General features: G+C 66.7%; 20 protein-coding genes and 1 pseudogene. 10 read left to right on the top strand and 11 right to left on the bottom strand.

The features are described 5' to 3' along the window. Nucleotides 1-115 precede the first annotated feature (115 nt). The 3 genes from OG407_RS27660 to OG407_RS27650 all read right to left on the bottom strand — a co-directional run bounded on the left by OG407_RS27660 (nucleotide 116) and on the right by OG407_RS27650 (nucleotide 4,167). Nucleotides 116-2,968 carry a PKD domain-containing protein gene (locus tag OG407_RS27660; RefSeq protein ID WP_405862099.1) on the bottom strand — a complete coding sequence of 951 codons (2,853 nt, stop codon included), beginning with the start codon at nucleotides 2,966-2,968 and terminating at the stop codon, nucleotides 116-118. Between the two features lie 247 nt (nucleotides 2,969-3,215). Next, a complete protein-coding gene (locus tag OG407_RS27655; RefSeq protein WP_405862097.1) occupies nucleotides 3,216-3,413 on the bottom strand; it encodes a hypothetical protein in 198 nt (65 codons plus the stop codon). Between the two features lie 523 nt (nucleotides 3,414-3,936). Beyond that, on the bottom strand, nucleotides 3,937-4,167 hold the full coding sequence (locus OG407_RS27650) for a winged helix-turn-helix domain-containing protein (RefSeq protein WP_327402967.1): 231 nt from the start codon (nucleotides 4,165-4,167) through the stop codon (nucleotides 3,937-3,939). Here OG407_RS27650 and OG407_RS27645 point away from each other — a divergent pair. From OG407_RS27645 to OG407_RS27635, 3 genes are all read left to right on the top strand, one after another. After that, the gene (locus tag OG407_RS27645; protein WP_405862095.1) at nucleotides 4,118-4,435 is read left to right on the top strand and encodes a DUF6415 family natural product biosynthesis protein; all 318 of its coding nucleotides are present in this window, start codon (nucleotides 4,118-4,120) and stop codon (nucleotides 4,433-4,435) included. The genes OG407_RS27650 and OG407_RS27645 overlap by 50 nt on opposite strands. A gap of 30 nt (nucleotides 4,436-4,465) precedes the next feature. After that, nucleotides 4,466-5,071: a hypothetical protein gene (locus tag OG407_RS27640; RefSeq protein ID WP_405862093.1), complete on the top strand. Its 606-nt coding sequence runs from the start codon at nucleotides 4,466-4,468 to the stop codon at nucleotides 5,069-5,071. A gap of 604 nt (nucleotides 5,072-5,675) precedes the next feature. After that, complete coding sequence (locus OG407_RS27635; RefSeq protein ID WP_405862091.1) at nucleotides 5,676-9,191, top strand: NACHT domain-containing protein; 3,516 nt, start codon at nucleotides 5,676-5,678, stop codon at nucleotides 9,189-9,191. Here OG407_RS27635 and OG407_RS27630 read toward each other — a convergent pair. From OG407_RS27630 to OG407_RS27620, 3 genes are read right to left on the bottom strand one after another with little or no spacing between them, the layout of a single operon-like run. Beyond that, nucleotides 9,188-10,915, bottom strand: coding sequence for a hypothetical protein (locus tag OG407_RS27630; protein WP_405862089.1), 1,728 nt, complete (start codon nucleotides 10,913-10,915; stop codon nucleotides 9,188-9,190). The two genes, OG407_RS27635 and OG407_RS27630, sit on opposite strands and share 4 nt — an antisense overlap. A gap of 11 nt (nucleotides 10,916-10,926) precedes the next feature. Beyond that, a complete protein-coding gene (locus OG407_RS27625; protein WP_405862087.1) occupies nucleotides 10,927-11,445 on the bottom strand; it encodes an SLATT domain-containing protein in 519 nt (172 codons plus the stop codon). Then, a complete protein-coding gene (locus OG407_RS27620) occupies nucleotides 11,438-12,313 on the bottom strand; it encodes an SMODS domain-containing nucleotidyltransferase (RefSeq protein ID WP_405862086.1) in 876 nt (291 codons plus the stop codon). The genes OG407_RS27625 and OG407_RS27620 overlap by 8 nt, the downstream gene beginning before the upstream one ends. A gap of 202 nt (nucleotides 12,314-12,515) precedes the next feature. On the opposite strand from OG407_RS27620, the gene OG407_RS27615 reads away from it, so the two are divergent. Then, on the top strand, nucleotides 12,516-12,749 hold the full coding sequence (locus OG407_RS27615; protein WP_405862084.1) for a hypothetical protein: 234 nt from the start codon (nucleotides 12,516-12,518) through the stop codon (nucleotides 12,747-12,749). Here OG407_RS27615 and OG407_RS27610 read toward each other — a convergent pair. Then, nucleotides 12,739-12,813: pseudogene (locus OG407_RS27610) on the bottom strand (GNAT family N-acetyltransferase); the annotation flags it as partial. The gene OG407_RS27615 and the pseudogene OG407_RS27610 overlap by 11 nt on opposite strands. Nucleotides 12,814-12,992: 179 nt before the next feature. Here OG407_RS27610 and OG407_RS27605 point away from each other — a divergent pair. After that, entirely contained in the window at nucleotides 12,993-13,247 is a 255-nt protein-coding gene (locus OG407_RS27605; protein WP_405868634.1) for a DUF3459 domain-containing protein, read from the top strand. A 93-nt stretch (nucleotides 13,248-13,340) separates the two neighbouring features. Here OG407_RS27605 and OG407_RS27600 read toward each other — a convergent pair whose 3' ends face one another. The 4 genes from OG407_RS27600 to OG407_RS27585 all read right to left on the bottom strand — a co-directional run bounded on the left by OG407_RS27600 (nucleotide 13,341) and on the right by OG407_RS27585 (nucleotide 16,685). Then, entirely contained in the window at nucleotides 13,341-13,841 is a 501-nt protein-coding gene (locus OG407_RS27600; protein WP_405862082.1) for an NUDIX domain-containing protein, read from the bottom strand. Between the two features lie 148 nt (nucleotides 13,842-13,989). Further along, nucleotides 13,990-14,784 (bottom strand): DUF4145 domain-containing protein, encoded by a 795-nt coding sequence (locus OG407_RS27595; RefSeq protein WP_405862080.1) that lies wholly within the window; start codon nucleotides 14,782-14,784, stop codon nucleotides 13,990-13,992. Nucleotides 14,785-14,868: 84 nt separating this feature from the next. Next, entirely contained in the window at nucleotides 14,869-15,408 is a 540-nt protein-coding gene (locus tag OG407_RS27590; protein WP_405862078.1) for a GNAT family N-acetyltransferase, read from the bottom strand. Continuing rightward, nucleotides 15,405-16,685 (bottom strand): XRE family transcriptional regulator, encoded by a 1,281-nt coding sequence (locus OG407_RS27585; protein WP_405862076.1) that lies wholly within the window; start codon nucleotides 16,683-16,685, stop codon nucleotides 15,405-15,407. Before OG407_RS27585 ends, OG407_RS27590 begins: the two co-directional genes overlap by 4 nt. Nucleotides 16,686-16,924: 239 nt before the next feature. Between OG407_RS27585 and OG407_RS27580 the strand changes: the two genes are divergently transcribed. The 5 genes from OG407_RS27580 (at nucleotide 16,925) to fxlM (ending at nucleotide 24,384) form a co-directional block, all read left to right on the top strand. Continuing rightward, nucleotides 16,925-17,371, top strand: a complete 447-nt coding sequence (locus OG407_RS27580) for an ATP-binding protein (RefSeq protein ID WP_405862074.1) — start codon at nucleotides 16,925-16,927, stop codon at nucleotides 17,369-17,371. Nucleotides 17,372-17,651: 280 nt separating this feature from the next. Then, nucleotides 17,652-17,831, top strand: coding sequence for an FxLD family lanthipeptide (locus OG407_RS27575; protein WP_405862072.1), 180 nt, complete (start codon nucleotides 17,652-17,654; stop codon nucleotides 17,829-17,831). 227 nt (nucleotides 17,832-18,058) lie between these two features. Beyond that, nucleotides 18,059-21,004, top strand: coding sequence for a lantibiotic dehydratase (locus tag OG407_RS27570; RefSeq protein ID WP_405868632.1), 2,946 nt, complete (start codon nucleotides 18,059-18,061; stop codon nucleotides 21,002-21,004). Then, nucleotides 21,001-22,269: a lanthionine synthetase C family protein gene (locus tag OG407_RS27565; RefSeq protein WP_405862070.1), complete on the top strand. Its 1,269-nt coding sequence runs from the start codon at nucleotides 21,001-21,003 to the stop codon at nucleotides 22,267-22,269. The genes OG407_RS27570 and OG407_RS27565 overlap by 4 nt, the downstream gene beginning before the upstream one ends. Nucleotides 22,270-22,293: 24 nt before the next feature. Then, on the top strand, nucleotides 22,294-24,384 hold the full coding sequence (fxlM, locus tag OG407_RS27560; protein WP_405862068.1) for a methyltransferase, FxLD system: 2,091 nt from the start codon (nucleotides 22,294-22,296) through the stop codon (nucleotides 24,382-24,384). Nucleotides 24,385-24,438: the final 54 nt, after the last annotated feature.

The following is a 24,438-nucleotide window of genomic DNA, read 5'->3' as shown; positions in this document are numbered from 1 at the left end:
GGACCGTGGAACCGTCGTCCGACAGCGCCAACCCCGTGGCACCGGGCTCCCCTTGGATCGTCGTCGGGTCGCCCCCGTCGAGATCCGTCACGAGGATCCCGTCCGCGCCGGCGCGTCAGCCGAAGTAACCCTCCAGGTCGGCGACGACGTCGACCGAGCCGAGCGCGTTGTGGATGCGGATGGAGCCGTCGGCTCCGACGGGAACCACGGCGAGGATCGGCCGGGTCTGGCCCGCGGTCAGGTTGTCGTTGGACACGTTCGGGAGGCTGCCGTCGCCGTAGGCGGTCAGGTGGGTGTTGACGGTCGGAGTGACGCCGGTCAGGTTGACCAGCACGGCGGAGGCGCCCGCGGGGACTCCGTCCACACCGGTGACCTTCACGGTGAGGGTGCCGCCCGCGCCCAGTGACGCGTCCGGTGCGCCGAGGCCGGCGCGGGTGTCGAGGAAGCGGGTGGGCGTGGTCCCCACGAAGGGGCCGCCACTGAGGGCGTCGGGGTCCACGGGATCGTCGGACGAGCCCGCCAGGTCGTTCGTGTACACGCCCTGGACGTCGGCGATCAGGTTGACGTGCCCGGCGCTGTTGTAGATGTGGACCTTGCCGGCGCCCACACAGGGGGTGGCCAGGTTGGAAGCGGTCTGCCCGGCCCGGTAGTTGAGGGTGGACGTGGTCGGCGGGGTGGGGCCGTCGCAGGCGACGGTGATGTAGCCGCTGCCGGTGCCGCCGGTCACGGTGACGTTGAGGACGGCGCCGACGGTCGCCTCGCCCCGGGCGTACTTCGGCAGGGTGACGGTCGTGGTGCTGCCGGGTCCCACCGTGCCCTTGGGCGCGCCGGTGCCGTCGCGGGTGTCCAGCACCCGGGTCGGGACCACCGTGGCCAGGCCGGACAGGTACGGGTCGTCGCTGCTGGGCTTGGTGGTGGTGTAGTACCCCGCGAGGTCGGCGATGAGGTTCACGTCACCGTGCGCGTTGTAGAGGTCGATGTAGCCGTCGGTGCCCACCCGGACAGTGACGAGGTTCGGATTGTCCTGTCCCGCTGGGAAGTTGAGGTTCGAGGCGTTCGGGCGGGTGGTGCCGTCCGGGTAGACCGTCACATAGCCGGCGGCGGTGGCGCCCGCGTCGGTGATGTTCAGGGTCACCCCCGTCACCCCGGACGCCGGGATGCCGTCCACGCCGAGGACCTTCAGCCGCACCACACCGCCGGCGGCGACCGGCCGCTTGGCCGCGCCCGTCCCGTTGCGGGTGTCCAGCAGCCGCTCGGGGCCCGCGGTGACGAAGGCCGCGCCGACCGTCGCCCCGGCGGTCGTGGTGGTGGTCCGCCCGCCGGAGTCGGTGATCGTCTGCGTGACGGTGTACGTGCCGGGGGCCGCGTAGGTGTGCTTCAGCGTGTCGCTGAGGGCGGTGACGGAGACGGCCGTCGAGCCGTCGCCGTAGGTGATCCGGTCGCCGGTGACCGCGTACGGATCGAAGTCGACGTTGTAGAAGCAGTTCGCGGTGTCCGGTGCCGAGGGGCTCGTCGCACAGGAGACGGTCGAGGTGAGGTCCGGTGTGGGATCGACCAAGGCCCAGATGTCGGCGGCACCGACCCGTGTGCCGTCGGCCCTGTCGACCACCACCGCGACCTGGACCCCGCTGCTCCCGGTGGCCTGCGTGTAGGTGTGCGTGGCCGAACCGGTGGTGGAGGTGACGGTGGTGCCGCCGCCGAAGTCGAAGGCGTACGTGAACCCGGTCGTCGAGTCCGACCACGGATTGCTCACCTGTGCGGTGGCGGTGACCGGAACGCCGACGTATCCGCGGCCCATCTTGATCCCGCTCACGGTGAGCGGGTCCTGGAACTCCGTGGCGCCGCGGTCGTCGTGGCCGGTGCCCGCACCGGTGTCCGGGACCAGCGGGTCGTCGACGCGGGCATGGCCGTCGATGTCCGTGGACAGCTCACCGGGAGCGTCGGTGTCGGCCGAGTCGACGAGCGGTGAGTGTTCGGCGGGTCGCCCGAGCGCGGGGATCGTCAGGTCCGTCTGGTCCAGGTCGTGGGTGCCCTGTCCGGTGCCCGCCCGGAACGCCTGCGCGGTGGCGTACGCGGTGCCGGCCCAGTCGTAGTCGGTTCCGGCCGACGACGGGTTGAGCGCGTTGTAGTCCGCGGTGACCTGCGGGGCGGAGGCGGCGTCGACGGTGATCCCGGCATGGGTGCCGGTGCACGTCGTGGTGCCGTAGGGCAGCGCGACCGTGTTCTCCACCGACCCGGAACTGCCGTCGGTCAGGCTGACCCCGTCGGCGCAGTCCGTCGCGACGGTGTCGCCCGCGAGGTCGATCCCCGTGGTGCCCGCGGCGAGGACACCGCCGACCTGGAAGGAGTCGCCGGCGAGCGTGATGTCCCGCGCGCCGGCCGCACTGCGGAAGTCGGGCCCGTGCGGCTGGCTGACAGTGAGGCGGGTGAGCGAGATGCCGGAGGAGGACCCGTCGACCGCGATGACCGGGGTGGTGCCGTCGACCAGGGTGCTCTGCACCGCCGCGACGCGGTAGGTGATGTGCTGCGAGCCGGTGACGGCGAGGGCGGTCGTACCGGAGGTCCTTGCCCGTATCCCGGCCATGTCGACGTACTGGGCGCCGGAGAACGTGACCGCCGCCGTGCCCTTGCCCCCGACGGTGACCAACGATCCGTCGCCGGGTGCGGAGAGGAAGGTGACCGGTGCGTCCGCGGTGCCGGCGGACCTGATGGTCACCGGTGCGTAGGCCGTGTTGCGGCCCACGACGTACACGGTGTCACCGGGAGCGGCGGCGTCCGCGGCCGGCTGGATCTGGCAGAAGGGCTCGGCCGCCGAACCGGGACCGGTGTCGCTGCAGCCGGTGGCCGTGTCGTCGACGTGGAACGCCGTACCGGCGACGGTGTCCGCGTGGGCCACGCCCGGCCCGAAGCAGCTGACGAACAGGACAGCCAGCGCCGCGGTCGACACCAGCGGTGGTCTTCGCCCCATGAACACGTTCCCCCTCCGGGCCGGCGAAGGCGTCGGAAGGCGGCGCGCACGGCCTGCGCGATCCAGTCAGGTGTGCGCTGGAACTGTCGGGAGAATAGGTCACGTTGGGGACAGCGGAGGGCGATGGACGGGCGCCGGTTCGTCGCCGGCTCGAAAGTTTGCGCGGTGTTTGATCAAAGCGGGGGCCACGAAAACCGGTCCATCGACGGGTGTTGACCGTTCCGGGGTGCGGAGGGGACCGGACACCTCATCCCGGCCCGTCCCCCTCGGCCGGATCGGCCCCGGCCGGCAGCACCCCGGCCAGCGACTCCAGGGACGGGCGCCGGCCACGTTCCACGTGGACGAAGGCGAGCGAGGCGGCGAGTTCGGTGTCACCGGCGCAGATCGCCTCGTACAGCTCGCGGTGTTCGGTGCACAGGACACCCGGGTCGCGGTCGGAGGTCACGGCGTAACCCATCGATCGCCGACGCGGCCCCGCTCTCCTTCGGGAGGGCGGGGCCGCTTTCGTGCGTCTGCCGCGGGACGGCCGAGGCGGGTGAGAAGGCATGTCAGCCTCGCGCGCCTCTGCGCCCGCCGCGCGCCCTGACAGCGGCGGCGGGTACTCCCATAGCTTCCACATGCCACACCTCATCAGTTGGTAGCCGGGGTCGATCAAGCGCCCGGTTTCCGCTGGGGGTTGCCGGACCTCGGCGGCCCTGGCCCAACAAGATGAGGTGAGGTGAGCAAGTGGTGCCAAAGGATCACGCCGACTCCCGCAAGGGGTGGGCGCTTGCAGTGGCTGAACGACTCGGGATCGCGATAGCGGCACGCGCGCTGTGGTCCGTCGTCGAACGGCTGCTCCACCACTAGGGGCTTTGCCCCAGGTCACGCCCCCGGTGTAACCCCAGTCGCCGGGGGCGGGCCGCCCGCATATAGATGTGCGCACAAAACAGGGCGGTCACCAGCGCCCACCTATCGCGCTACTACGGCTAGGGCAACTCGGTGACGAACGTTCCGACGCCGACCTGCATCTGCGCGAGGCCCGTGTCCCTCAGCTCGGACAGGACCCGGCGGGCCGTCATCTGCGCGATGCCGAACTCGCCCTGGATCGCGAGAACGCCCGGTAGCTGCGAGCCCGGCGGGTACGTGCCGTCCACGATTCGGGCCTCGATGACCTCGTATACCTGCCGCCACCGCGGTACGTCCGGCTTCCAGTCCATGCGCGCCACCGTGCACCGGGCACTCGCCCTCGCCGCACCTTCCACCGCCATGGACGTCACCCTGCTCATCGCACAGTTGCGCGGGCACGTCGAGCTGATGGTGACCGAGGTCGAGCCGCTCGCTGCCGAGCATGCCGGGCGCACTCGCCGACGTCTGCCTGGGCGAGGCTCGCCGCAAGCTCGACGCCGGCGGAGAGATCCGGCCCCTCGCCTCCGCACGGCTCGCCTACGCCCGCCGCCTGGCCCGTGTCCTGACCGCCCTGTGTGACCACCACCGCAACCTCGGCGGGGCCACAACATGACGGCGCGCCCTCACATCTGCCGCGACTGCGACGAGCCGATCGCCGACCCGGACGACGCCGTCCTCATCTGGCACCAGGAATCCATGAGCGGGCCCGGGCGGGACGTGTGGGCGCACCATGAACACGCCGACCTGATCCAGCCGGACACCTCGCTGGTCCGTGTCCTGGCCCGGGTCATGATCTCCCGCGCCCTGCGCGAGAACGACCGAGTCCGCAGACTCCCGTCCGCCCCGGTACCCCGTGCTGAGTGGGGCGGGCGGGACCGGGCCCCGGCCGGCATTCCCCGTTGCCGACCGGGGCCGCTCCATGTGCAGGTGAAGGGCGGCGAGTGCAAACTGACGGCGGGGGTCGAGAACGGAGCCACCATGGAATTGCGAGAAGACATCCAGTGCGGCGTCACCCTCGACATGACGGAGATCAGCGAGGCCGACGCGAACCGGATGATCCGGCTGGCTCAATCCTCTGGCCTCTTGGTCAACGTGCAGTACCAGAAGCGCGAGCACTGCAAGATCTCGGTGAACTTCGCCGACAAGCTGGCGGAAGCCCAGGCGCTCGTCGATGAGGCGCACCGATTGCGGGACAGCTCCGGCGACTACGACTGAGAACACATGATCGCCTGCACTTCGGTTGAGCGTCGGCTGAGCTAACGATCACCGAGGCCCCGAAAATGGCTGCGGCCCCAGCTCGAAGTGCCTCTGAGCTGGGGCCGATTGCGTAGACCCTGTGGGACTCGAACCCACAACCAATGGATTAAAAGTCCTGGCCAAAGCTTGGTGAGTGGTTCCGGACGCTGGTTCGGTGTCCGGAACCACCGGGTCAGAGCATGTGCGCCGTGAGTGCCCATCCGCAGCGCGGCGGGTTGTGCCGCACCGTCCGCTCACGCATCGCTCACGCAGAAGATGCCGCTGACCAGAGCGTTCGCTCCTGCTGCCTCACATCGCGCACAGCTCTCCACCCATTTCCTGCAGTCGCATCTGTACCTACAAGAGTGCTGCGAGTGCAAAGACTCTCCTATCCGTCGGACGGAACGACCTCTGAGGGAATGCGTTCGAGTCAGGATCTCAGTTAGGTCAGGACGACGGGCGTTCAGAATGCTCTGGGGGAGGGCGTAGGTGGCCCCTTGGGCATAGCATCGCAAACCTGATCAGCAGGGGGCCATGCGTACAGTCCCGAACGGGGCTCCCGGGCTGCTATGGAGTGTGATGAATGCAGACGGCGAAGCTGGGCGCACTGGGCGGCGCGAAGAACGAGGCGGGTGCCACCCACCGGGCCGGTATTGCGGCATTGCTTGTCACATACGGCCTGCTGGGAGAGGCGGTTCCCTGGCTGGAGTCCCCCTCTGCGCCGGCGATGCTCCGCATGGAAGCGGATCTTCACGTCGACGACGTCGTACTCGATCTCGGTGACGGCGCACGTGCGTTCATTCAGGCAAAGCTGTCAGGAACCGACAAGGCGTTCAAGGCCACCGTCGATCAATGGTGCAGGGCCATCACCTCCGGAGAATGCCGCCCCGGAGACGAACTGCTTTTCATTGTTGCCAACGCACCTTCCACGATCGGACGCCTGGGCGACGCGCTAACCACTCGTCGCTCTGGAGCGTCGCTCACCGCTCCTGCCACGCGGCAACTCGACCGGCTGGAACGGCTTGCTGCCGATCGTGGCCTTGGTGGCTCGGCAACTTCGCGGCTGCTGGATGCCGCGAAGATCCGCGTTCTCGACGCCCGTGACGATGGGCCGGACGAAGCCCTGGGGGCTGCTTGCCTGAACGCGGCGGTTGTTCCTGCCGGCCATGGTCGGGCTGCCTTCCGGGCGCTGCGAGCCGCAGCCCGCACCCAAGCTGAACAGCGCGCCTCTTCCGACCTCCAGACATGGTTCAGTTGGCTGACGAGCGCGCGCTTGCCCCTGGTATCCGATGCCGCAGGTGTTCCCGTCGCGCGCCTGGAAGCCCACCGCCAGGCCGTCATCGGATACCGGCAGAAGTGGGCATCTGAACAAGACATCCTCCCGCTCGCTGACCTCGGTCTGGGACTGACGTCGATGACTGTTGCCGGGGCGACGGACGACCTAAGAGCGGTTGCAGAAGCGGCGGACGACAGACGTGACCAACTGGTCGACATCGTGCGGCGGCAAGGTCGGCTGCTCTTGGTCGGCCGACCCGGGTCCGGTAAGACGGTTGCCTCACGTCTCGTCGCAGCTCGCTGGGCCGCAACCGACCCAGCTCCGCTCCCCGTGTGGCTACGCCTACGTGACCTGCTGCCCCTGCTGCCCGTGACGGGCCCCTATCGTATCGAAGCGACCGATCTGGTGCGAGTAGCTGTGGGCGCTGCCCAACCGGTGCAACAGGCAGCGGTGCTCGAGTACGTTGAGCGCGGTCAAGCCCTGCTCCTGCTGGACGCGGTCGATGAGGTGCTCGACCGGCGTGATGCAGTAGTGGAAGCCCTGGCCGACCTACTGGAACGTCTGCCCCCTGAACTCGACGTGGTGGTCACATCTCGACACTCCTCGGCTCAGGCGGCCCGGCTGCTCCACTTGCCCGTCTACGAACTGCAAGACCCCATGCACCTCAGTAAGACCCTCGAGCAGCTGTTGTATTCAGTGGCCGACCGGTTTGCCCGTGGCGAGGACACGGACGTGTGGATCGCGGACCGCACACGGCGCATCAAGCAATCACGCGTCTCCGAGCCCGCGCTCTGGCAAGTGCCCTTGCTCGCCACGCTGATGGTGCTCCTCATCGCGCAACGCGCAGCAGCCACACCCACGAGCAGGGCCGTACTGCTTACTGAGGTGATCGACAGCAGTGTCCACCGCTGGGAGATGCGCCGCCCCCTCCCAGCTATGCCAGACACAGACTCGGCGCAGACACCTGACGTCCTACTGGATTGCTTCAACGACATCGCCCACCTCGTTGCTGCGGCCGGCAGTGCGACATGGCAGGAGGCACGCGACGCCATCAGCACCCGCCTCCAACACCACTGGGGAAAGCCAGCGGGCACGGCGGTAGCCGCAGCGCGTCATATTCTGGAGTACTGGGACGCAACGGCCGGCGTCTTCATCAGCGACGCACCACAAGGGATTCTCACCGCCCGCACACGCCTCTTCGCCGAAATCGGCGAAGCCCGATGGGCTTTGAGAGACCCCCGGTCCATCTCGTCATGGATGGATGACGTCCTGGCCAACCCTGAACGCAGAGAGAGCGGACGGCTCGCCGCGAGCCTGTCTCCGACCGCCGCCCGCGCTCTTATCACCCGAGCATTGAACGACAGCGGACCGATTCTCGACTTGGTTCACGACGCGGTCGTCGATGGAGCCGTCTTCGAAGAGACAGTGTTGTACGGCTACCGGCAGGCCCAATTGGCCCGCCTAGACGCTGTCCCAGACCACTACCCAGATCCTTCGCCTGGAGCTTTCAATTTCAGCCGGGGACGCTCGCCCCGCGCCGAACTTGCCGCCCGTCTTGCAGCGGACGACCTTGATGCAGCACAAACGGAGCAACTAATCACTGCTGCAGGAGGAATGGGTGCTAGACAACAGGCTGTCATCATCGCGCTGTGCGCGGTGAGGCAAGCCAGTCAAAGAGCCACTGCTCTCACCAACAGCGAACTGGAGACGCTGGAGCAGGCACTCCTGGCTGCCGGTGCCGAGCAGGAAGGCCCACCCAAAACACCCGCTGGCCTTGACGAACTGGTTCGTGCTGCTGTCGTTCACCTTTTGCCACTACGGCCGGACATTACGTCCGTCTTCGTCGACGCTACCCGTCACATCAGTGTCAACACCGCTGAGTGGCTAGCGATTGAGCTTCCACAGTTGGGTCGTCAGGATCTCTGCGACGCACTCGCAGCACGGAGAAGGTCGCCAAATCTTATCCGCTCGTTGGCGGATACATTTAAATTGATTGTGGCGCCCTTCGAGCTCTTCGCAGAATTCGATAACACGCTTGCCGACCTCAGCCCGGCAGAAGCTTGGCACTTGGACGCTGCGGCAGCCTTCATCGAAATTCTTGGCATGGAGGAACAGGCAGCAATGACTCCGTCCTACGCTGTTCAGCAACAGCCGAGTTTGACGGAAACAATTTGCCGCACCGTGTTGCAAGCGAGCGGTCAGAACGCCGCTGTTGTGTGTACGCAGTTGCGCAGCTTGCGAAATGAGCACCCAAAACACCCCGACTGGGGTTTGTTGTACCTCTCCAGTACCCGAACTCCTCAGAACGCGCTGGTCCTCGACACACTTGACGTCGACATTGTCATCGAAGCACTTACGGGGGGTAATGCCTGGCTCGTCCAACTCGCTTTGCGTCTTGCGGCAAATGCCGTCAATCTTGAGGTGAGCTTTGGCCAGCAGCTGCTTGCAATACTGCTCGCGTTGGAGCCAGGGGTCCGCCTGAACACAGCGACTTTCCTTTCCTGCCGCTGGCCCAACCTCACGTTGCCGGTTCAAGATCCCGCCGTCAGAGCAGGAGCAGCTCGAATCCGCGCTCGGGCTCTTGCCGATGCACAGCGCCATCGTGATGCTCAGGATCTCCTGGCTGACCCCGACCTGCTCGTTAGAAAACATGCGGCCCGCTTCCTGCGGAACGCCTCGCCTGCCGACACTGCTGTGCTTGACGCGGCCCTGGCTACTCCGGCACAACAATGGACCTGCATCCACTGCGACGTCGTCATGCCCCACGCAACCGAGTGCTGCACTCAACGTCATCCACGTCCGGAACCTCGCCTTGCCGACTAAGAATGATTGTCCCGCCAGCCATTCGGGACCGGCAGGGAATAACCACCGCCTGATAGTCGTGCTACGAGCTCTCGCACCTCCTGAACGATTTTCAGTACCGGCGTGATGATTGCGCCTTCGGTCAACTCTTGCTCGCACTTCGCTAGAAGGACAGGCCACAGCAGTTCAGCGAGCTCAACCTTCGGGTCGCCAAGTCGCATCCTGCCCAAAGGAACCTTGATGTCAAGATGGTCTTTTCGAGCCTCCTGGAGGTGGCTCCTTATATCCTGATTCCAAGTCTCAGGAAGTGTGCCGTGCTTGCGCTCGGCAATGATTCTGATCTGAGAGATCAACTCGTCGTCGGAGAAGTTGGCAAGCTCGTACTTGTCTGCGCCCCAGACGTGGATACGGACCAGAAAGTCCAGCTCATCTTGGCCGATGTCCGCGCCTTGCCACTGAACCTCTTCACGGATCGCCCCCTGAAGGGCACTTCTCTCGGCAGTGCGCTTCTCGGCCGTTTCCCATTTATTCTCGGCATCCATTGCAATTACGAGAACAGTGGGGGTGGCATCCAGCAGCCAACGATCGTTTATGCGCCTACCGATGCGGGGTGCGATGTTGTAACGCGCGATGAGCTGGGGATTCACCTTAGATCCCTTGGCGCGTTGAACGCGTACATGATGTGGCTGAGTTAGGCCAAACTCTGCGAGGAGTCGGGATAGCTGATGGAGTTCGGTTTCCCCTTCAACCAATAGAAGGACTCGCGGGTGAGGGGATAGGCCAAAAGAGCCAAGTGCTCGCTCAAGGGAATCAGCGTTATCCTGTCGAGGAGTCAGGCGATCATGCAAAGCCGTCCAAGAATTCCACCCTGAAATATCGGGCAATGGCTCAAGTTGACCCGCTGCTGCTAGATCCTCATGGGCTCGCAGAAGGATCTCGGCAGCGATCCGATACCACATAAAGTCGAGCGGTGCGCCTCTGAGCTCAGACCATCCCCCCTTGTAGCCCGCATGTCGCAGCAACGGAAGCCACGACTTCATCGGGTCTTTCATGCGCGCCACGGTTAGAAGCCGTTCCGCTTCCTTCAGCAGGCCGGCTTCAGGGAAGCCTGCGATCTTAAGTAGCCCAGAAACGTCAGAGGATGATCGAAACCGCCACAGGTCGTCTTCGGAAGTGCCGGGCGGGATGTTGACGGTCCCGAGGATGCCCGGCAAGTACCGGGGTGACAGCGCTACTAGAGCCTGTGTACGTGCTCGCCTACGCAATACGTTAGCGCGATAGTCATGCAGGAAACCAAGCTTAATGAAATTAATCTCGTTCAGCGCATCTGCGAGGTCCAGCAGTTGCCAGTATGAATATGCGAAACCATTCCACCATCCGCGTGGGTCCTGGTCGGCCGGCCGCCTGTACGGCCAGTTTGCAGAGTAGCCCTCTTCGCGCGAGTCTCGCGCTCGCCCCTCCAGAGCTGCCTGAAGTACCCAGCCTCTTACATTAATTGCAAGAATCTCAGCGGGGACGTTGATCCGCCGACCGTCCGAAGGGGTATCGCTCACACGGAAGAGCGGAAAGAGCAGCCGCCTGTTGTGTAGCTCCTGGAGGAGAGTCAAGTCGACGCTGGAGCCTCGAACTTTAGCCTCCTTAATCAGATCATCAGAGGCCAGGAGGCGATCCTGCTGAGTGAAGGAGAAGGGAAGAGTTAGCAGGGTGAGTGACGAGCCGGGTGAGGGGGTTTCTCTTGAGGGCATAAAGTGATCCTTTAGTGCGGCGTCGGTTCATTCTCATCCACGTTATAATCTTGACCCCCGCCCTCAATGTTTTTGCGAGCACGTCTATACGCACGCTTCGTGGGGATGGGTGCCGACTTATTGACCTCTTGCTGCCGTGCAATTATTTCGCCCAGTGCGGCTCGCGCCTCGTCATATTCCATGGTTGCCAGGTCAATGTCATAAAACACACGAGCATCTTGCTGGAGGGCCAGGTAGGCGTTGGCCGCAGTCTGGGCTTGCTCGATGTGGCGAGAAAGCCCTAGTGAGGTCATCACAGCGCTAAGTGCTGCTGCTGACAAGGCGGCTACAGCTGCCCAGTAACGGCCCGCAGTGGAAGCCAGGGTGGCGGCCCCCGCGATAGCAGCCAGGGCGGTGGCGGGAGTACCCAAGCTTAGATTCGTACCTCGCCAAATCTTGGCCTGCTCGAATTGCCCCTGGCCGCTCCACATAGCGGACTCTTCTATGCGCTTGGCCTCGTTGGACATCTGATCGCGCTGCCGATTATCCATACGCGGGGAACCTCCCGTTGAACACCTTGTCCCACCACTCGAACGCCTCCTTGATGTCGCCGTCGCTCTCGGCGGCCATCGCCTTGCGAGCTCGCCCCAGAGCGGTGGTGAACTTGGATAGGGCATCCTGGCGATAGTTTTCAGTGTGCGCTGCCTGCACATAGCCAGAGATGCCTTTAGGGTCGACCATCTGAGACAACTCGCAATCGACAAGCTGCTTTAGTACGTCTCGAACGTCGCACTTGTAGTCGATGTAGGTTTCCCCGGAAGCCCACTTGGCGACTCGCAACTCCAAGTAGAACGAGGTAACAGGGATATTGTTGTAGTACTTGATGGCCTTAATGAGCCGGATGAGCTGTTTGGCTTTTCCGTTATGCGCGGTATTTACGTCGGTGACGTACTGGTTATGTACGCTCGGGCCGGACTTAACCCAGCCGCCGTCGAGTTGGGGAATTTTGTAGATGTTATAGCTGTCGGTGCTGTCCCGGCCAACATAGTACGCCGGGACGACTTCGAGTTTCTCAGCGCCATCCGTGCCAAATTCACACACGACGGCAGGAGTGGAAACTCGGATCGTCGTGTTAGGGAATCGGTCTTTGAGTGCATCGCGAACCTTGGTCAGCATGTAAGCCGAATCTTTCTGCTGAGCTGCCGCGGGGATGGAGGCAAAATAATCGACGTCGCTCCAATAACGGACGCTCGTTCCGTTGCTGTTTGAGCCGGTTCCGAAGAAGTTGCTGACCCCAAATGAGCTTTTCAGTTTCTTGCCAACGCTCTCGCGGTGGCTAGCCATCGAGGAAGTCTCCCCGGGCGAGCGCGTCAGGTTGCCAACAAGTGTGTTGAACGCGGCGGTAACGGTGGTTGGCATGTCGAAATCCGACCCCTCTCCTGCTGTACAAGAACGGAAGCTGTGAGGTCATCGAACTGATGATCCCGAGCCACAGCAGTACCGCACACGCCGCACGACAGCAAGATATGATCATAAGTAGTCAAAAAGCTAGTGCTTGCATACAAGATCTAACTTGATGCGACGACCAATGGAAGGCCAGTTTCAGCACGAAGGACCACTGATGGCCGCCAAGAGCGTCAAGGTAGACGACCTCGAAAAGAAGACCGCGGGCACGGAGGCGGTCGTGATTTCCTCAATGGCGAGTTCTTCAAGCTCGGTCTCGGCGCCGCATCGCCGTGCTAACACTGTGGGTGCTACAGAACATCGCGTCGTCGAACGGGCGCTGAGTTGCGCGGCGGCATTTTTCATGAGGTTGGCGGAGTTCGACGTCGGCAAGGTGCCGATCAACGGATAACGCGGATCATCACGGTCAGGACCGGCGAGGCCGGTGAAGGTCGACTCTGGCCGATGTCTTCGTACCTGGGAACGCTCCGGCCACACCATCCGAGGCCGCGACGGTTGCCGAGTCCTCCTCCCCTGGACCGGCGACACCCCACCCTTCGGCTTCAGCGCCTCCCCGACCGTCACCCCCTGGTTGCCCCAGCCCCCGGACTGGAAGACCTACACCGCCGAAGCCAACCAGGCCGATGCCACCTCCATGCTCCAGCTCTACCGCTCCGCCCTACGCCTGCGCCGCACCAACCCCGGCCTGACCGGCGAGGACTTCCACTGGCTCGACACCCCGCCCGGCACCCTCCTCTTCGAACGCGGCAACGGCATCCTCTGCGCGGTCAACCCCTCCGACCAGCCGATCCCACTCCCCGACACAACCACCGCGCTGCTGGCCTTCGGCCCCCTGACCAAGGACGGCCGGCTGCCCCCGGACACCACGGCCCTGCTCCACCGGGACTGACCCGGTCCCCGAAGCCGCCAGTGCCTGTCCGGTACCGCTCCCCGCCGACCGGACGGGCCCTGGCTCCACGTCAGTTGAGGGCCGAGCTGTCCCCTATGCCCATCCGTCCAGCGACACCTGGGGCCCATGGGTGAGGTACCGGTGGAGGGCGCTCGCGGTGGTGTCCACGAACTCCTCGGGAATGGCGTCGACATCGACCCAGCAGACCCGGGCGTGTTTGCGCGGCTCGCGATTCTCCGGTTCGCCGGTCCATTCGTGCGCGGCGAAGACCACCGTAAGAAAGCCTTTGGGGGCTTCGACACCCCAGGCGCCATGGATGACGTGGGCGACCGTCAGGGCCTCCGGCCTCACGGTCAGGCCGGTCTCCTCGTACAACTCGCGTACAGCGGTTGCCGTGATGGGCTCGCCGACTTCGCTCTTGCCGACGGGGAGATCCCACATGCCCTGGGCGAACTTGGCGTTCTGACTCCGCTGAAGGAGCACAACCCGGTTGGTGACCTTGTCGTGGACGATGACGGCGGCGACCAACAGGGTCATGGATTCGAGGGCGGGCGGTAGGGCTTTGGGCTGGTCGTCGGTTGTCCGCTGAGCCACGGCTGGTGTCCTTTCGTCGCTCGCAGCACAGGTTACGAGGTGCGGTCAGCCTCAGTGCAGCTGCTCAGTCCCTCATACTCAGCGGTAGCTTCGAAGGAGCATCGAACGGCTAGTTAGAGGCTCCGAACGGACAGCCATCCGAAGTGATCTACGGGGTGGCGTGGAACTGATCACGACGCTGTTTACGGGCCTCGCGCAGTGCAGCACGTTGTTCGGGCTGTACGTAAACGAGGAAGACCGCCTCCTCGATGAGGGATGCAACATCGCTGACCTCCTCATGGGAAAAGGTCAATCCGTCATGAAGGCTCCAGTTGCCGAGGGTGCGTGCCTCGTCAAGATCCCGTACGACCTCCGACGAGACGCCCCGGTTGACCAGGTCGGCGATCTTCGCTTTGAGGTTGCTTCCCGCAGCACCCCGGTCCTTGCAGATCTCCTCAACTGTGGCGCGGTACATCGCGGCTGCGGCTCGGAGTGCTCCTGCTTCCTGGCAGCGTGTGCCCTCACCGAAGAGATCCCGTACTGCGTCGGGAGCTGCCTCGTGCAACAGGTCTGCGCTGCGGCGCGGATGCACCAAGACCACGAACCGGACCTTTGATTTTTTGCTCTTGAGCGCGGCAGAGAAGGCTTCATCGTCAACTGCTGGGGGCAGCGCTGGTCCCCAGTGCTGATGGACCACGGACGTCTTGTGACATCGCTGGCACGAGAGAACGTGTTCCACCACCCTCCAGACATACGGTTCAGCGGGCGGCGTGAGGGGAGCGACACCGCCGCCATTGAAGTCACCACCACTCCTCCCCGGTCCGACCGGCCTGTCGATGAGTAGGGGCCACACTTCTCGCCTGCTCTGGTGATCGAACGCCACATTCAGCTTGCAGTTCGGGCATTCACCTGCGGGGACTCTGCTGTCGAGTTCCTCGATGGATACGTGGCTGCGCGTGCTCATCCCCCAGGGATACACCTTCAATGCTTCGTGTGCCGCCGAGTTTCCACGTCACAGCACACGACAAGACGCGCTGGTACGTGCCGATCAGCGGCTCGCGCGGATCATCACTGTGAGGAGCGGCGATGCCGGTGAAGGCTGGCTCTGCCCGATGTCCTCGTACCCCCACGACTCGTAAAGCGCGTGGACCTTTCCGTCGCCGGCCGCCGAGTTGACCATGAGCGTCACGAACGGCTCCTCGCGTGCGGTGAGGAAGGCGTCATGGATCCGGCGGGCAGTGCCGGTCTTCCGCCAGGCCGGCCGGACGCCGATCTCCTTCAGCGCCACGGCCGGACGCTCGGTGTACTGGTCCGCCGGCGCCGGGCTGGTGCGCTGCCAGTACCGGTCGCCGTGCTCGATGGTGTTGCCGTAGGCGTAGCCGACCGGATGGCCGTTCGCGTACGCGAGGACGGCCATGAACCCCGGATCGGCGCCGTGTCGGTCCAGGCGCTCACCGAACGCGGTGACCGCGTAGTTCGGCAGGTGGAGCAGCTGGGCGCGCACCTCGGCGTAGACGTCGAGGAGGTCGCCGCGGACGGTGTCGAGGGTGGTGAAGGTGCGCAGTTCGATGGCGGGCGCCGTGGTCATGCGGCCATCCTCCAGGTGGCGGCGTGCTCGGTCCACGTCTGCACGGTGGTACTGCCTGGTGCGGTGGCTCGCAGTGCTGCGCCGAACTCCTGGAGCATGCGCGTTACTCGGGCGTGCTGGGTGGCGGCGTCGGTGGGGACCTTCATCGCGGTGGCGGTCGCGGCTTCAGGGGCGCCCTGGGCGAGTTGGGCGTGTGCGAGTCGGGTCGTGGTGATGGCGCGGGACCGGGCCATGTGGGGCCGGAGGGCCGACAGACAGCGGTGGGCGTGGAACTCGGCGGTCGGGTAATCGCCGAGTGCCAGGTACGCGGACAGGGCCAAGTGGTCCAGTTCGGCTTGGTCGTAGAAGGCGAGCATCCACACCGGCCGGTAGTCGGCGGGGTCGGCGCGCAGCATGGCGTCCTGGGCCTGCTCGAAGGCTCGGCGGGTGCCGGTGGGGTCCTGCGCTGCGCCGTAGATGGCGCCCTGGCGGGCCAGGCCGAGGGATGCGAACAGGGGGTCGCGGCGGGTGAGGTGGAGGTTGCGGGCGACGTCGTTGGCGGCGAACGCGTCGGCGGGACGGCCCATGTGCCGGTACATGGTGCCCGCGTGGCTCCAGATGCGGAACTTGATCGCCTGGTCGCCGGACATCTCGGCCAGGGCCTGGGCCTCGCGCATGTGCGCCTTCGCGTCGTCGTAGCGCCGGCCGTCGATGGCGGCCCACATCGCCGAGGAGCGGAACGCGGCAGCGGAGGCGTAGAGGTTGCTGCGTACGCGTTGGGTGGCGCTACCGGCGTTCTGGAGGTTGAGCGCTTCGTCCGCGAGTGCGGCGGCCTGGTGCTCGATGCCGAGTTGGCCGCCGTGGCGGTGGTCGCTGACGATGAGTTCGGCGAAGCGCTTCTGGAGGCGGTCGATGTCGCTCATGCCGATACGGCGCGGGGATGCGGTGCCGGGCGCGGCTGCTGCGACAGCCGCCGCGATGCCGCCGACGAGGGTACGGCGCTTCATGTCGGGGTCCTCCTGCTGCGGTGGGGCTGGGGTGGGCCGAGCCCGGCCCCATGGCACGAACCCTAGAGCGACGGCGGGCAGACCGCTGACGTCCTCAAGTGCCTTACGGGTAGCCGACTTTGGCCACTTGACCCGGCCCGCCTTCCAGGCCCGGACCGACGAACCGTCCAGGCCGCCAGGTCTCCCGGTCAGTCGCTCTAAAGCCCTGTTCACCGTGTCGGCAAGGCTGTTGGAGCTGTAGCCGTGTTCGGCCATCCACGCCTCCAGGACGGTGTTGCGCGTGGTGTCCATGTCCGCACGGTAGCTCTCACATCCCCGCACCCGCCAGGTAAACGGAAGGTCAAATCGCCCTAGGCGTCGTGGTCGGGAGGACACCTGATCGCCCTAACCAACAAGCCGGGCAGGGGAGTTGTGTTGTTGCTGGCTGCCCGTCACCCATGTGCGGGCGGCTGTTGACCGGCCCGGGCCGCCCCTGACACCTGCCAAGGGGGCGAGCCGGGCGCCGAGACAACACGAAGGCCCCACGCCCAATGACGAGTATCAGTACGCCAGTTCAGGCCGCCCCCACCGGCCACCCCGCCTACAGCCAGACCTTCCCGTGCGAGCCGTCCACGGCCGAGATCGGCCGCAATCTCGTTCGTGACGCCCTGGGCGTATGGCACCTCGACGACCTCGCCGACCGTGCCGCGCTGATCATCTCGGAACTGATCGCGAACGCCGTCAGGCACACCTCGTGCCGCTCGATCCGACTGCTGGTCGGGCGGCCGAGCGCGGAACGGATACGGGTCGGGGTGGTGGACCGGGCACCTTCGCGCCTGCCGGTTCTTGGTCCGCCGGATGACGACGACGAGTCAGGGCGTGGCCTGCTCCTCATCGACACCGTCGCCGACCGCTGGGGCTATGACATGCACGGCTCGGACAAGCGCCCGTGGGGCAAAGAGGTCTGGGCCGAACTCTTCATCGAGGGCGACGAGTGAGCACCCCGGCCGCGTTGACCCAGCCTCTGCCGGACATCGCCCGTCTCCGGCCCCGCCAGCAGATGGCGATGGAGTGCGCCCACTGTGCCCGGCACTTGGGCGCGAGCGGCCGGGTCCTGGGTGACGTGCGCCATCTGGGCCTGCCATTCCGGCTCTGGGTCTGCGCACCCGATTGCCGGACGGCCGTCTGACCAGACTCCCGCCTCCGGTCGTGCGGTTCCGTGCCGTGCAGCCGGAGACGGGCACCACCGCAACACCACAACCATCCACAGGAGTTGGCATGACGCGCAGCACCGTAGTACCGAGCACCACCCTGGTGAGCCACCAGACCCCGGGGGCAACGGACGGGTTCGACCTCGACGTCTCCCTCGTCGAAATCGCCGACCCGGCGGGCCTGGTCAACCTGACCGACGACAACTGCGGCTCCACCTGCGGCGCTTGCACCACCAACGTCGCCTGACCCGAGGCTACGGGCCTCTCCGGTCCGGTGCCGTCGCGCTCCACGGCGTGACGGCACCGCCCGTCCGTCCCTCGCCCAAGGAGGTAGTGGTGGCTGCTCCGCCTTCAGCGTTCCGAACCGGAACCATCGTTCTCGTACGAGCCGTTGCCCGGCCGACACTGCTGTGCCCGCCGTTGCCTGACCTCGACGATCGCTCGTCCAACGGATCAGCCGCCTGTGTCTCGTGGCTGCGCACGGTCTGGTCCGACGACGACGTCGTTGAAGCCCTGCAACACGCCAGCCCAGTCCTGACCGCGCAGGTACGAGGCGTGTGCGCCTCCGAGAAACCGTCTCCGCGCGACGTGCGGCGTACGGCACTGTCCGTAGCCCGCTATCTGCTGCGCTCCGAGCACCGGGCAACACCTTTCGGCTTGTTCGCCGGCGTGGCCACCGCGCAATTCGGTCCGCAAGCGCGCGCAAGTTGGGGCGGAGAGCACGTGGCTGTCGGCCGCGCCGGGGCGGAGTGGCTGGACGCGGTGATCGAGCAGTTGGAGTCGTGCCCGGACCTGCTCGAACGGCTGCCTGTTGTCGTCAACAACACCGTGACGACCCGAGGAGACCGGCTCATCGTGCCGTTCCAGCCCGATGTCCAGGACGACCGGACTCGCGCAGTCGAGGCGTCCATGGCCCTGACCGACCCTGTGCGTACGGTCCTTGCCGCGACGCGAGCCCCGATCCGCTTCGGCGTGCTCCTGGACAAGCTCCGGGCGGATTTCCCGGAGGCCGAGAACTCGAAGTCACGTGCTTTGCTTGGGGAGTTGATCCGGCGGCAGGTACTGATCACGAGTCTGCACGCGCCGAGCACCGAGACCGACGTACTCGGGTATCTACTTGACCAGCTCGACGCCATCGACGCCGCAGCCCTCGCCCCAGTCGCGGAGACAGTGCGCGAACTGCTCTCTGTTCGGGAGGGCTTGGAGGAGTGCGCCACGCGGAGTGGCCGGGACAGCGTCACGGCGCAAATGCGGGAACTCGTGCCCGGGCTGCGTCGTCACCCCGTCGCGCTCGACCTGCGGATGGACGCGCACATCGTTCTGCCGGACGCCGTAGCGCGAGAGGTCGAGCGCGCCGCCCTCATTCTGACCCGGGTGAGCACCCGCCCGTACGGGACCGCCGCGTGGAATGAGTACCACCAGCGGTTCTACGAGCGGTACGGCATCGGCACGATGGTGCCGCTCGCGGAGGCCGTGGCGGACAGCGGCACCGGCTATCCCGATGGCTACCCGGGCACTCCATCCAGCGCCCGCCGGTCTCGCATCTCCGCACGGGATGACGCCCTCGTACTGCTCGCGCAGGCCGCCGCACTCGACGGCCGCGACGAGGTACTACTCACCGGCGAGCTGATCGAGGCCCTGGACGTGGGGCCCGAAGAGCCGCGATTGCCACCGCACTTGGAGATCGGGGTACGGGTGCACGCGGCCAGCCTGCGGGAGTTGCAGCGCGGGCGGTTCCGGCTGGAGGTCGTGAGCGTGTCACGCGGAGTCGGCGTCTCTACCGGCCGGTTCCTCAGCATGCTGGCCCCCGACGACCGTCAGGCACTGGCCGCAGAGCTTGCCGATCTCCCGGCCGCGGACGGCAATACCGTGCCCGCACAACTCACCTTCCCACCGCTGCTCCCCGAGAGCGCCCACGTCACCCGCGCCCCGCAGATCCTGCCCACCGTGATCAGCCTCCAAGAACACCGTGTTCCCGGCGACGATGTCCTCACCCCCGAAGACCTGGCCGTGGCGTGCGACGGCCGCCGTATGTACCTGGCCGCCCCCGAGCGCGGCCAGCGCATCGAGGCCGTCGGGATGCACGCGCTGAACCTGCGCGCGCACACTCCGCCCTTGGCGCGGTTCCTCACCGAGTTGTCCCGTGCCCAGTGCGCGCAGGTCACCGTGTTCGACTGGGGAGCCGCAGCAGCGATGCCGTTTCTGCCGCGTCTGCGGTACGGGCGCACAGTGCTGTCCCCGGCCCGCTGGCGACTGGAAGCACCCGAACTGCCCAGCCGTACACGCCCCCGGGCCGAGTGGGACACCGCGCTCACCGACTGGCGGGCCCGACGGCGGCTCCCTCAGCGGGTCTTCCTCGTCGAGGACGACCGGCGGCTGTTCCTGGATCTCGACCGGGCCGGCCACCGAACGCTGCTGCGCGAGCATCTCGACCGTATCCACCTGGCCGTGCTCGTCGAGGCCCCGGAACCCGATTCATTTGGCTGGTGCGATGGCCGTACCCACGAGGTCGTGGTGCCTCTCAAGGCGACCCGGCCGCCGATCTGGCCACCCTTGCCAGCTCCCACCCGGGCCCGTGCCCTCTCACCGGCCCAGATCCAGACACCGGCCACCTCGTCAGTGCTCCTGGCCGCCCTGTACGGAGACCCCCGCCGCCAAGACACCCTGCTCTCCCTCTGCTTGCCCGACCTTCTTGAACAACTCGGCGCCCCGCCATGGTGGTTCATCCGCTTCCGGGATCCCGATCAGCACCTACGCCTGCGCATCGCACTCCCCACTCGGGAGGCATTCGGCGAGACGGCTCGGACGGTGAGCGCATGGGCCGACGACCTGCGCGGTACCGGCCTGCTGGCCGACCTGCGTTACCCAACCTCCTATAGAGAGATGGGCCGTTGGGGCTCCGGCGCCGCATGGGACGCTGCCGAGGAAGTCTTCCGGGCAGACTCACGCGCGGTCCTGGCCCAGCTCTCCCAGCCACGGCGTCCGCACCAGCGCGCGCTGGTGGCCGCGCAATCCGTCGCCATCACCTCCGCGTTCCTCGGCAGCACGCAAGCCGGGATGCGCTGGTTGATCGACCACGTCCAGCCCAAGGCTCCCGCGCCAGTACCCCGCCCGCAGTTCACCGACGCCGTACGTCTCGCCGACCCTCGCGACGACTGGGCGGCCCTGCGCGCAGCCCTCGGAGGAGCAGCCATCATGTCGGCGTGGGCCGACCGCGACGCGGCACTCGCCGCCTACCGGTCGCACCTGCCCGGCCCGGACACCAAAGGCATCGCCGTCGATGACGTCCTGACGTCCCTGCTGCACGTCCACTTCGTACGGCACATCGCCGTGAACTTCCCCGAGGAAGAGATCTGCCTCTACCTCGCCCGCGCCGCAGCCCTGGCCTGGACAGCACGCGCCACCGAGAGGACAGCGTGACCACCCACACCGCGCTCGACCTGGCAGCAGCCGTCGCCGACCAGCTCGCAGACCCTCACACGGCGCACCTTGGGCCGGCGATCTCCCATAGGCAGCATCTTGCCTACGGCCTTCCCGGCATCGCCCTCCTGCACATCGAGCGGGCCGCAGCCGGACTGGGCCCCTGGCAGCGCGCCCACGACTGGCTCGCCACCGCCTCCCGCGAACCATTCACCAGCGGCCCCGACAGCCATGCCTTCTACGGCGCCCCTGCCTTCGCCCACGCCCTGGCCTGCGCCGCCGGCCACCTGCCCGGTGCGTACCAGCGCGCCCTCGACACCCTCGACCACCAGATGGTCACCGACGTGAACCTCCGCCTCGACGCCGCACACCGCCGTATCGACGCCGAACTCCTCCCGGCGATCGCCGAGTTCGACGCCATCCGTGGCCTGACCGGTTACGGCGCCTACCTACTGCGCCGCAACCCAGACACCACCGTTCTCCGCGCCGTACTCGACTACTGCGCACGCCTCACCCAACCGGTCACCTACGACGGCGAGTTGATGCCGGGCTGGTGGACGGCCACGGGACCCTCAGGCCGCCCAGACGGCCGTTTCCCCGGCGGGCACGCCAACAACGGCACGGCACACGGCATCGGAGGCGTGCTCGCACTGCTGGCACTCGCCGCCCGACATGGCACCCTCGTCAGCGGCCACGCCGAAGCACTGAGACGGATCCTGGGCTGGCTGGACCGCTGGCGGGCGGACACCGGCCGAGGAACGACGTGGCCGTACTGGATCATCCGAAGTGAGCTGAGCACAGGCCGACTTGCTCCGTCCGCACCCCGGCGGCCGTCCTGGTGCTACGGCACCACCGGTCTCGCCCGCGCCCAGCAACTCGCCGCGCTCGCCCTCGGCGACACCGGGCGTCAGGTCGACGCGGAGAACGCGCTCGTGGCCGCCCTCACCGATCCCGACCAGCTGAAGGCCACGACGGACAACGGCCTGTGCCACGGGTTCGCCGGCCTCGCCCACATCGCCGCCCGCGCGGCCGACGACGCCCACCCCTCGACCGTCGGACGGCTCCGCGCCGCAATTCCCCCGCTGCTGGCCGTAGTTCACCCGCCGGGAACCGACCCCGCGCGCGCCGCCGCGATGCTCATACGGGACGAGGCGCGAGGCCCCGGTCTCCTCGACGGCGCCGCCGGTATCGCCCTGGCCGTCCTCGCGCCCAGCACCGCCACACCACCCCAATCCGCCTGGGACGCCTGCTTGCTCATCGCCTGACCGCATCGACCGAAGGACTTCCGCATGCCCCCGGATCGCCCCGACCGTTGGCAGCAACACAACATCACCTTCGCCGACCGCGAGAGCGCCCAGCGAGCCATCGCCGGACGCCTCACCCCCGTACTACTTGCGGCTGAAACGGACGGCCAACTCACCGGCTGGTGGTTCATGAACAAGCAGCCCTGGCCACTGCGATACCTCGCCGATGAGCCCTCACCCATCGTCGAAGCGCTGCTGAGTGATCTCGTAGGCGACGGCACGGTCGTGTCGTGGCTGCCCTGCGTCTACGAGCCCGAGACCGACACCTTCGGCGGGCCCAAGGCCATGGACATCGCCCACGACCTGTTCCACCAGGACAGCCGCCATCTGCTCACCTACCAGCCCGGCCCGGAGCACCTGGGCCGCCGGGAGACCAGCGTGCTGCTGGCGAGCGCGATGATGCGGGCGGCCGGTCTGGACTGGTTCGAGCAGGGTGACGTGTGGGCGAAGGTCGCCGCTCTCCGGCCGTCCACCACTCCTCCGCCCCTCGGACGGGTCGCCGAACTAGCGCCCTCGATGCAGAAGTTGATGACCGCCGAAGCCCACGGACTGTGCCGCCCCAACGGCCCACTCGCAGAGCACGACGACTGGGCCTCCGCCTTCGAGAGGGCAGGCGCCGCATTCGCTTCCCTCGCCGCGAAAGCCGGACTCACCCGCGGCCTACGAGCTGTCATCGCCCACCACGTGATCTTCCACGCAAACCGCGCCGGTCTCCTCCGGGACGACCAGAGCGCACTGTCCAACATCGCACGAGAGGTAGTCATGGGAACGAGTGACAACACCGCGTCGCCCGGCGCGGCAAACGCCGGCGTCGATAGCGTCGGCGCGGTGAACACCGACACGATCACCACCCCCTCGGCGAACGCCGAGCGCCTCCGCAACGCCCTGGTCGACCAGCTTCGCGCGGAAGGCCACGCCCGCACGAGCGCCGTCGAGACCGCGTTGCGGACCGTACCCCGCCACGTTTTCGTGCCCGAAGCGCCACTCGAAGACGCCTACGCCAACGCACCGGTGCACATCAAGTACGACACCGTCGGCACATCGATCTCCTGCGCCTCCCAGCCGAGCATCGTCGCCCTCATGCTCGACCAGCTCGACGTCCAACCCGGCCAGCGTGTCCTCGAACTCGGCGCCGGTACCGGCTACAACGCCGGCCTGCTCGCCCACCTGGTCGGCGAGAACGGACACGTGACCACCCTCGACGTCGACGACGACCTCGTGGAGGGCGCCCGCGCGCACCTCGCCGCCGCCGGGATCACCAACGTCGAGGCTGTGACCCGCGACGGAGCACTCGGCTACGCCGAGGGAGCACCGTACGACCGCATCATCGCCACCGTCGGCGCACACGGAGTACCGCACGCCTGGCTGCAGCAACTCGCCCCCGGCGGAAGGCTCCTCGTCCCCCAACGCCTCAAGGGCACGGTCTCCCGCTCCATCGCCTACGAGCAGCGCGACGGCCGCTGGGTCTCCCTCGGCAGCCAGATGAACACCTTCATGCCGCTCAGGCAGGGCATCGCCGACGACGACCGCCGAGTCATCCCGCTCAGCACGGACGGGACGGTACGACTTCAAGCCCCGGCCGGACTGAACACCGACGCCGACGCCCTTGCCAGTGTCCTGGACCAGCCGCGTACCGAAGAATGGACCGGCATGACGGTCCAGGCCATGGAGTCACCGGAGTGGATGGAACTCTTCGTCACCTGTTCCATTCCCTCCGGCCTGATCCGAATGCTGTTCCCCCAGAACGCCAAGGGCGACCTGCTCACCGAGGACCCCTACCCTTCCTCCACCGCTGTCGTGGACAAGGGCGCCGTCACCTACCTGGCGCGGCGCCCGTCGAAGGAGAAGACCCCCGAAGGCTGCAAGCTCTGGGAGTTCGGGGTCATCGGCCACGGTCCCGGCAGCGACGAACTGGCCGCGAAGGTCGCCGATGCCATCCGCACCTGGGACCGCGAATACCGCAGCTGCGAGGCGAAGTTCGAGATCCAGCCCCTCTACGCCCCCGCCATCGAGCAGCGCCCCGGCCTCTTCGCTCTCGACACCCCACTGAACCGGATCGTCGTCAACTGGCAGTGACGCCCGGCACGTAGCAGACGGTGGCCGCCGGCCTACGACTGGCAGCCACCGTCT

The organism is Streptomyces sp. NBC_01515, from assembly GCF_045040345.1.
Taxonomy (GTDB): domain Bacteria; phylum Actinomycetota; class Actinomycetes; order Streptomycetales; family Streptomycetaceae; genus Streptomyces.
The sequence above is the reverse complement of the archived record's forward strand: the minus strand, read 5'-3'. Positions and strand labels throughout refer to the sequence as shown.

Coding starts and splice junctions, on each gene's coding strand:
- OG407_RS27660 (WP_405862099.1), bottom strand. CDS start 2,968: ATGGGGCGAAGACCACCGCTGGTGTCGACCGCGGCGCTGGCTGTCCTG.
- OG407_RS27645 (WP_405862095.1), top strand. CDS start 4,118: ATGACCTCGTATACCTGCCGCCACCGCGGTACGTCCGGCTTCCAGTCC.
- OG407_RS27650 (WP_327402967.1), bottom strand. CDS start 4,167: ATGGACTGGAAGCCGGACGTACCGCGGTGGCGGCAGGTATACGAGGTC.
- OG407_RS27640 (WP_405862093.1), top strand. CDS start 4,466: ATGACGGCGCGCCCTCACATCTGCCGCGACTGCGACGAGCCGATCGCC.
- OG407_RS27635 (WP_405862091.1), top strand. CDS start 5,676: ATGCAGACGGCGAAGCTGGGCGCACTGGGCGGCGCGAAGAACGAGGCG.
- OG407_RS27630 (WP_405862089.1), bottom strand. CDS start 10,915: ATGCCCTCAAGAGAAACCCCCTCACCCGGCTCGTCACTCACCCTGCTA.
- OG407_RS27625 (WP_405862087.1), bottom strand. CDS start 11,445: ATGGATAATCGGCAGCGCGATCAGATGTCCAACGAGGCCAAGCGCATA.
- OG407_RS27620 (WP_405862086.1), bottom strand. CDS start 12,313: ATGCCAACCACCGTTACCGCCGCGTTCAACACACTTGTTGGCAACCTG.
- OG407_RS27615 (WP_405862084.1), top strand. CDS start 12,516: ATGGCCGCCAAGAGCGTCAAGGTAGACGACCTCGAAAAGAAGACCGCG.
- OG407_RS27605 (WP_405868634.1), top strand. CDS start 12,993: ATGCTCCAGCTCTACCGCTCCGCCCTACGCCTGCGCCGCACCAACCCC.
- OG407_RS27595 (WP_405862080.1), bottom strand. CDS start 14,784: ATGAGCACGCGCAGCCACGTATCCATCGAGGAACTCGACAGCAGAGTC.
- OG407_RS27590 (WP_405862078.1), bottom strand. CDS start 15,408: ATGACCACGGCGCCCGCCATCGAACTGCGCACCTTCACCACCCTCGAC.
- OG407_RS27585 (WP_405862076.1), bottom strand. CDS start 16,685: ATGGACACCACGCGCAACACCGTCCTGGAGGCGTGGATGGCCGAACAC.
- OG407_RS27580 (WP_405862074.1), top strand. CDS start 16,925: ATGACGAGTATCAGTACGCCAGTTCAGGCCGCCCCCACCGGCCACCCC.
- OG407_RS27575 (WP_405862072.1), top strand. CDS start 17,652: ATGACGCGCAGCACCGTAGTACCGAGCACCACCCTGGTGAGCCACCAG.
- fxlM (WP_405862068.1), top strand. CDS start 22,294: ATGCCCCCGGATCGCCCCGACCGTTGGCAGCAACACAACATCACCTTC.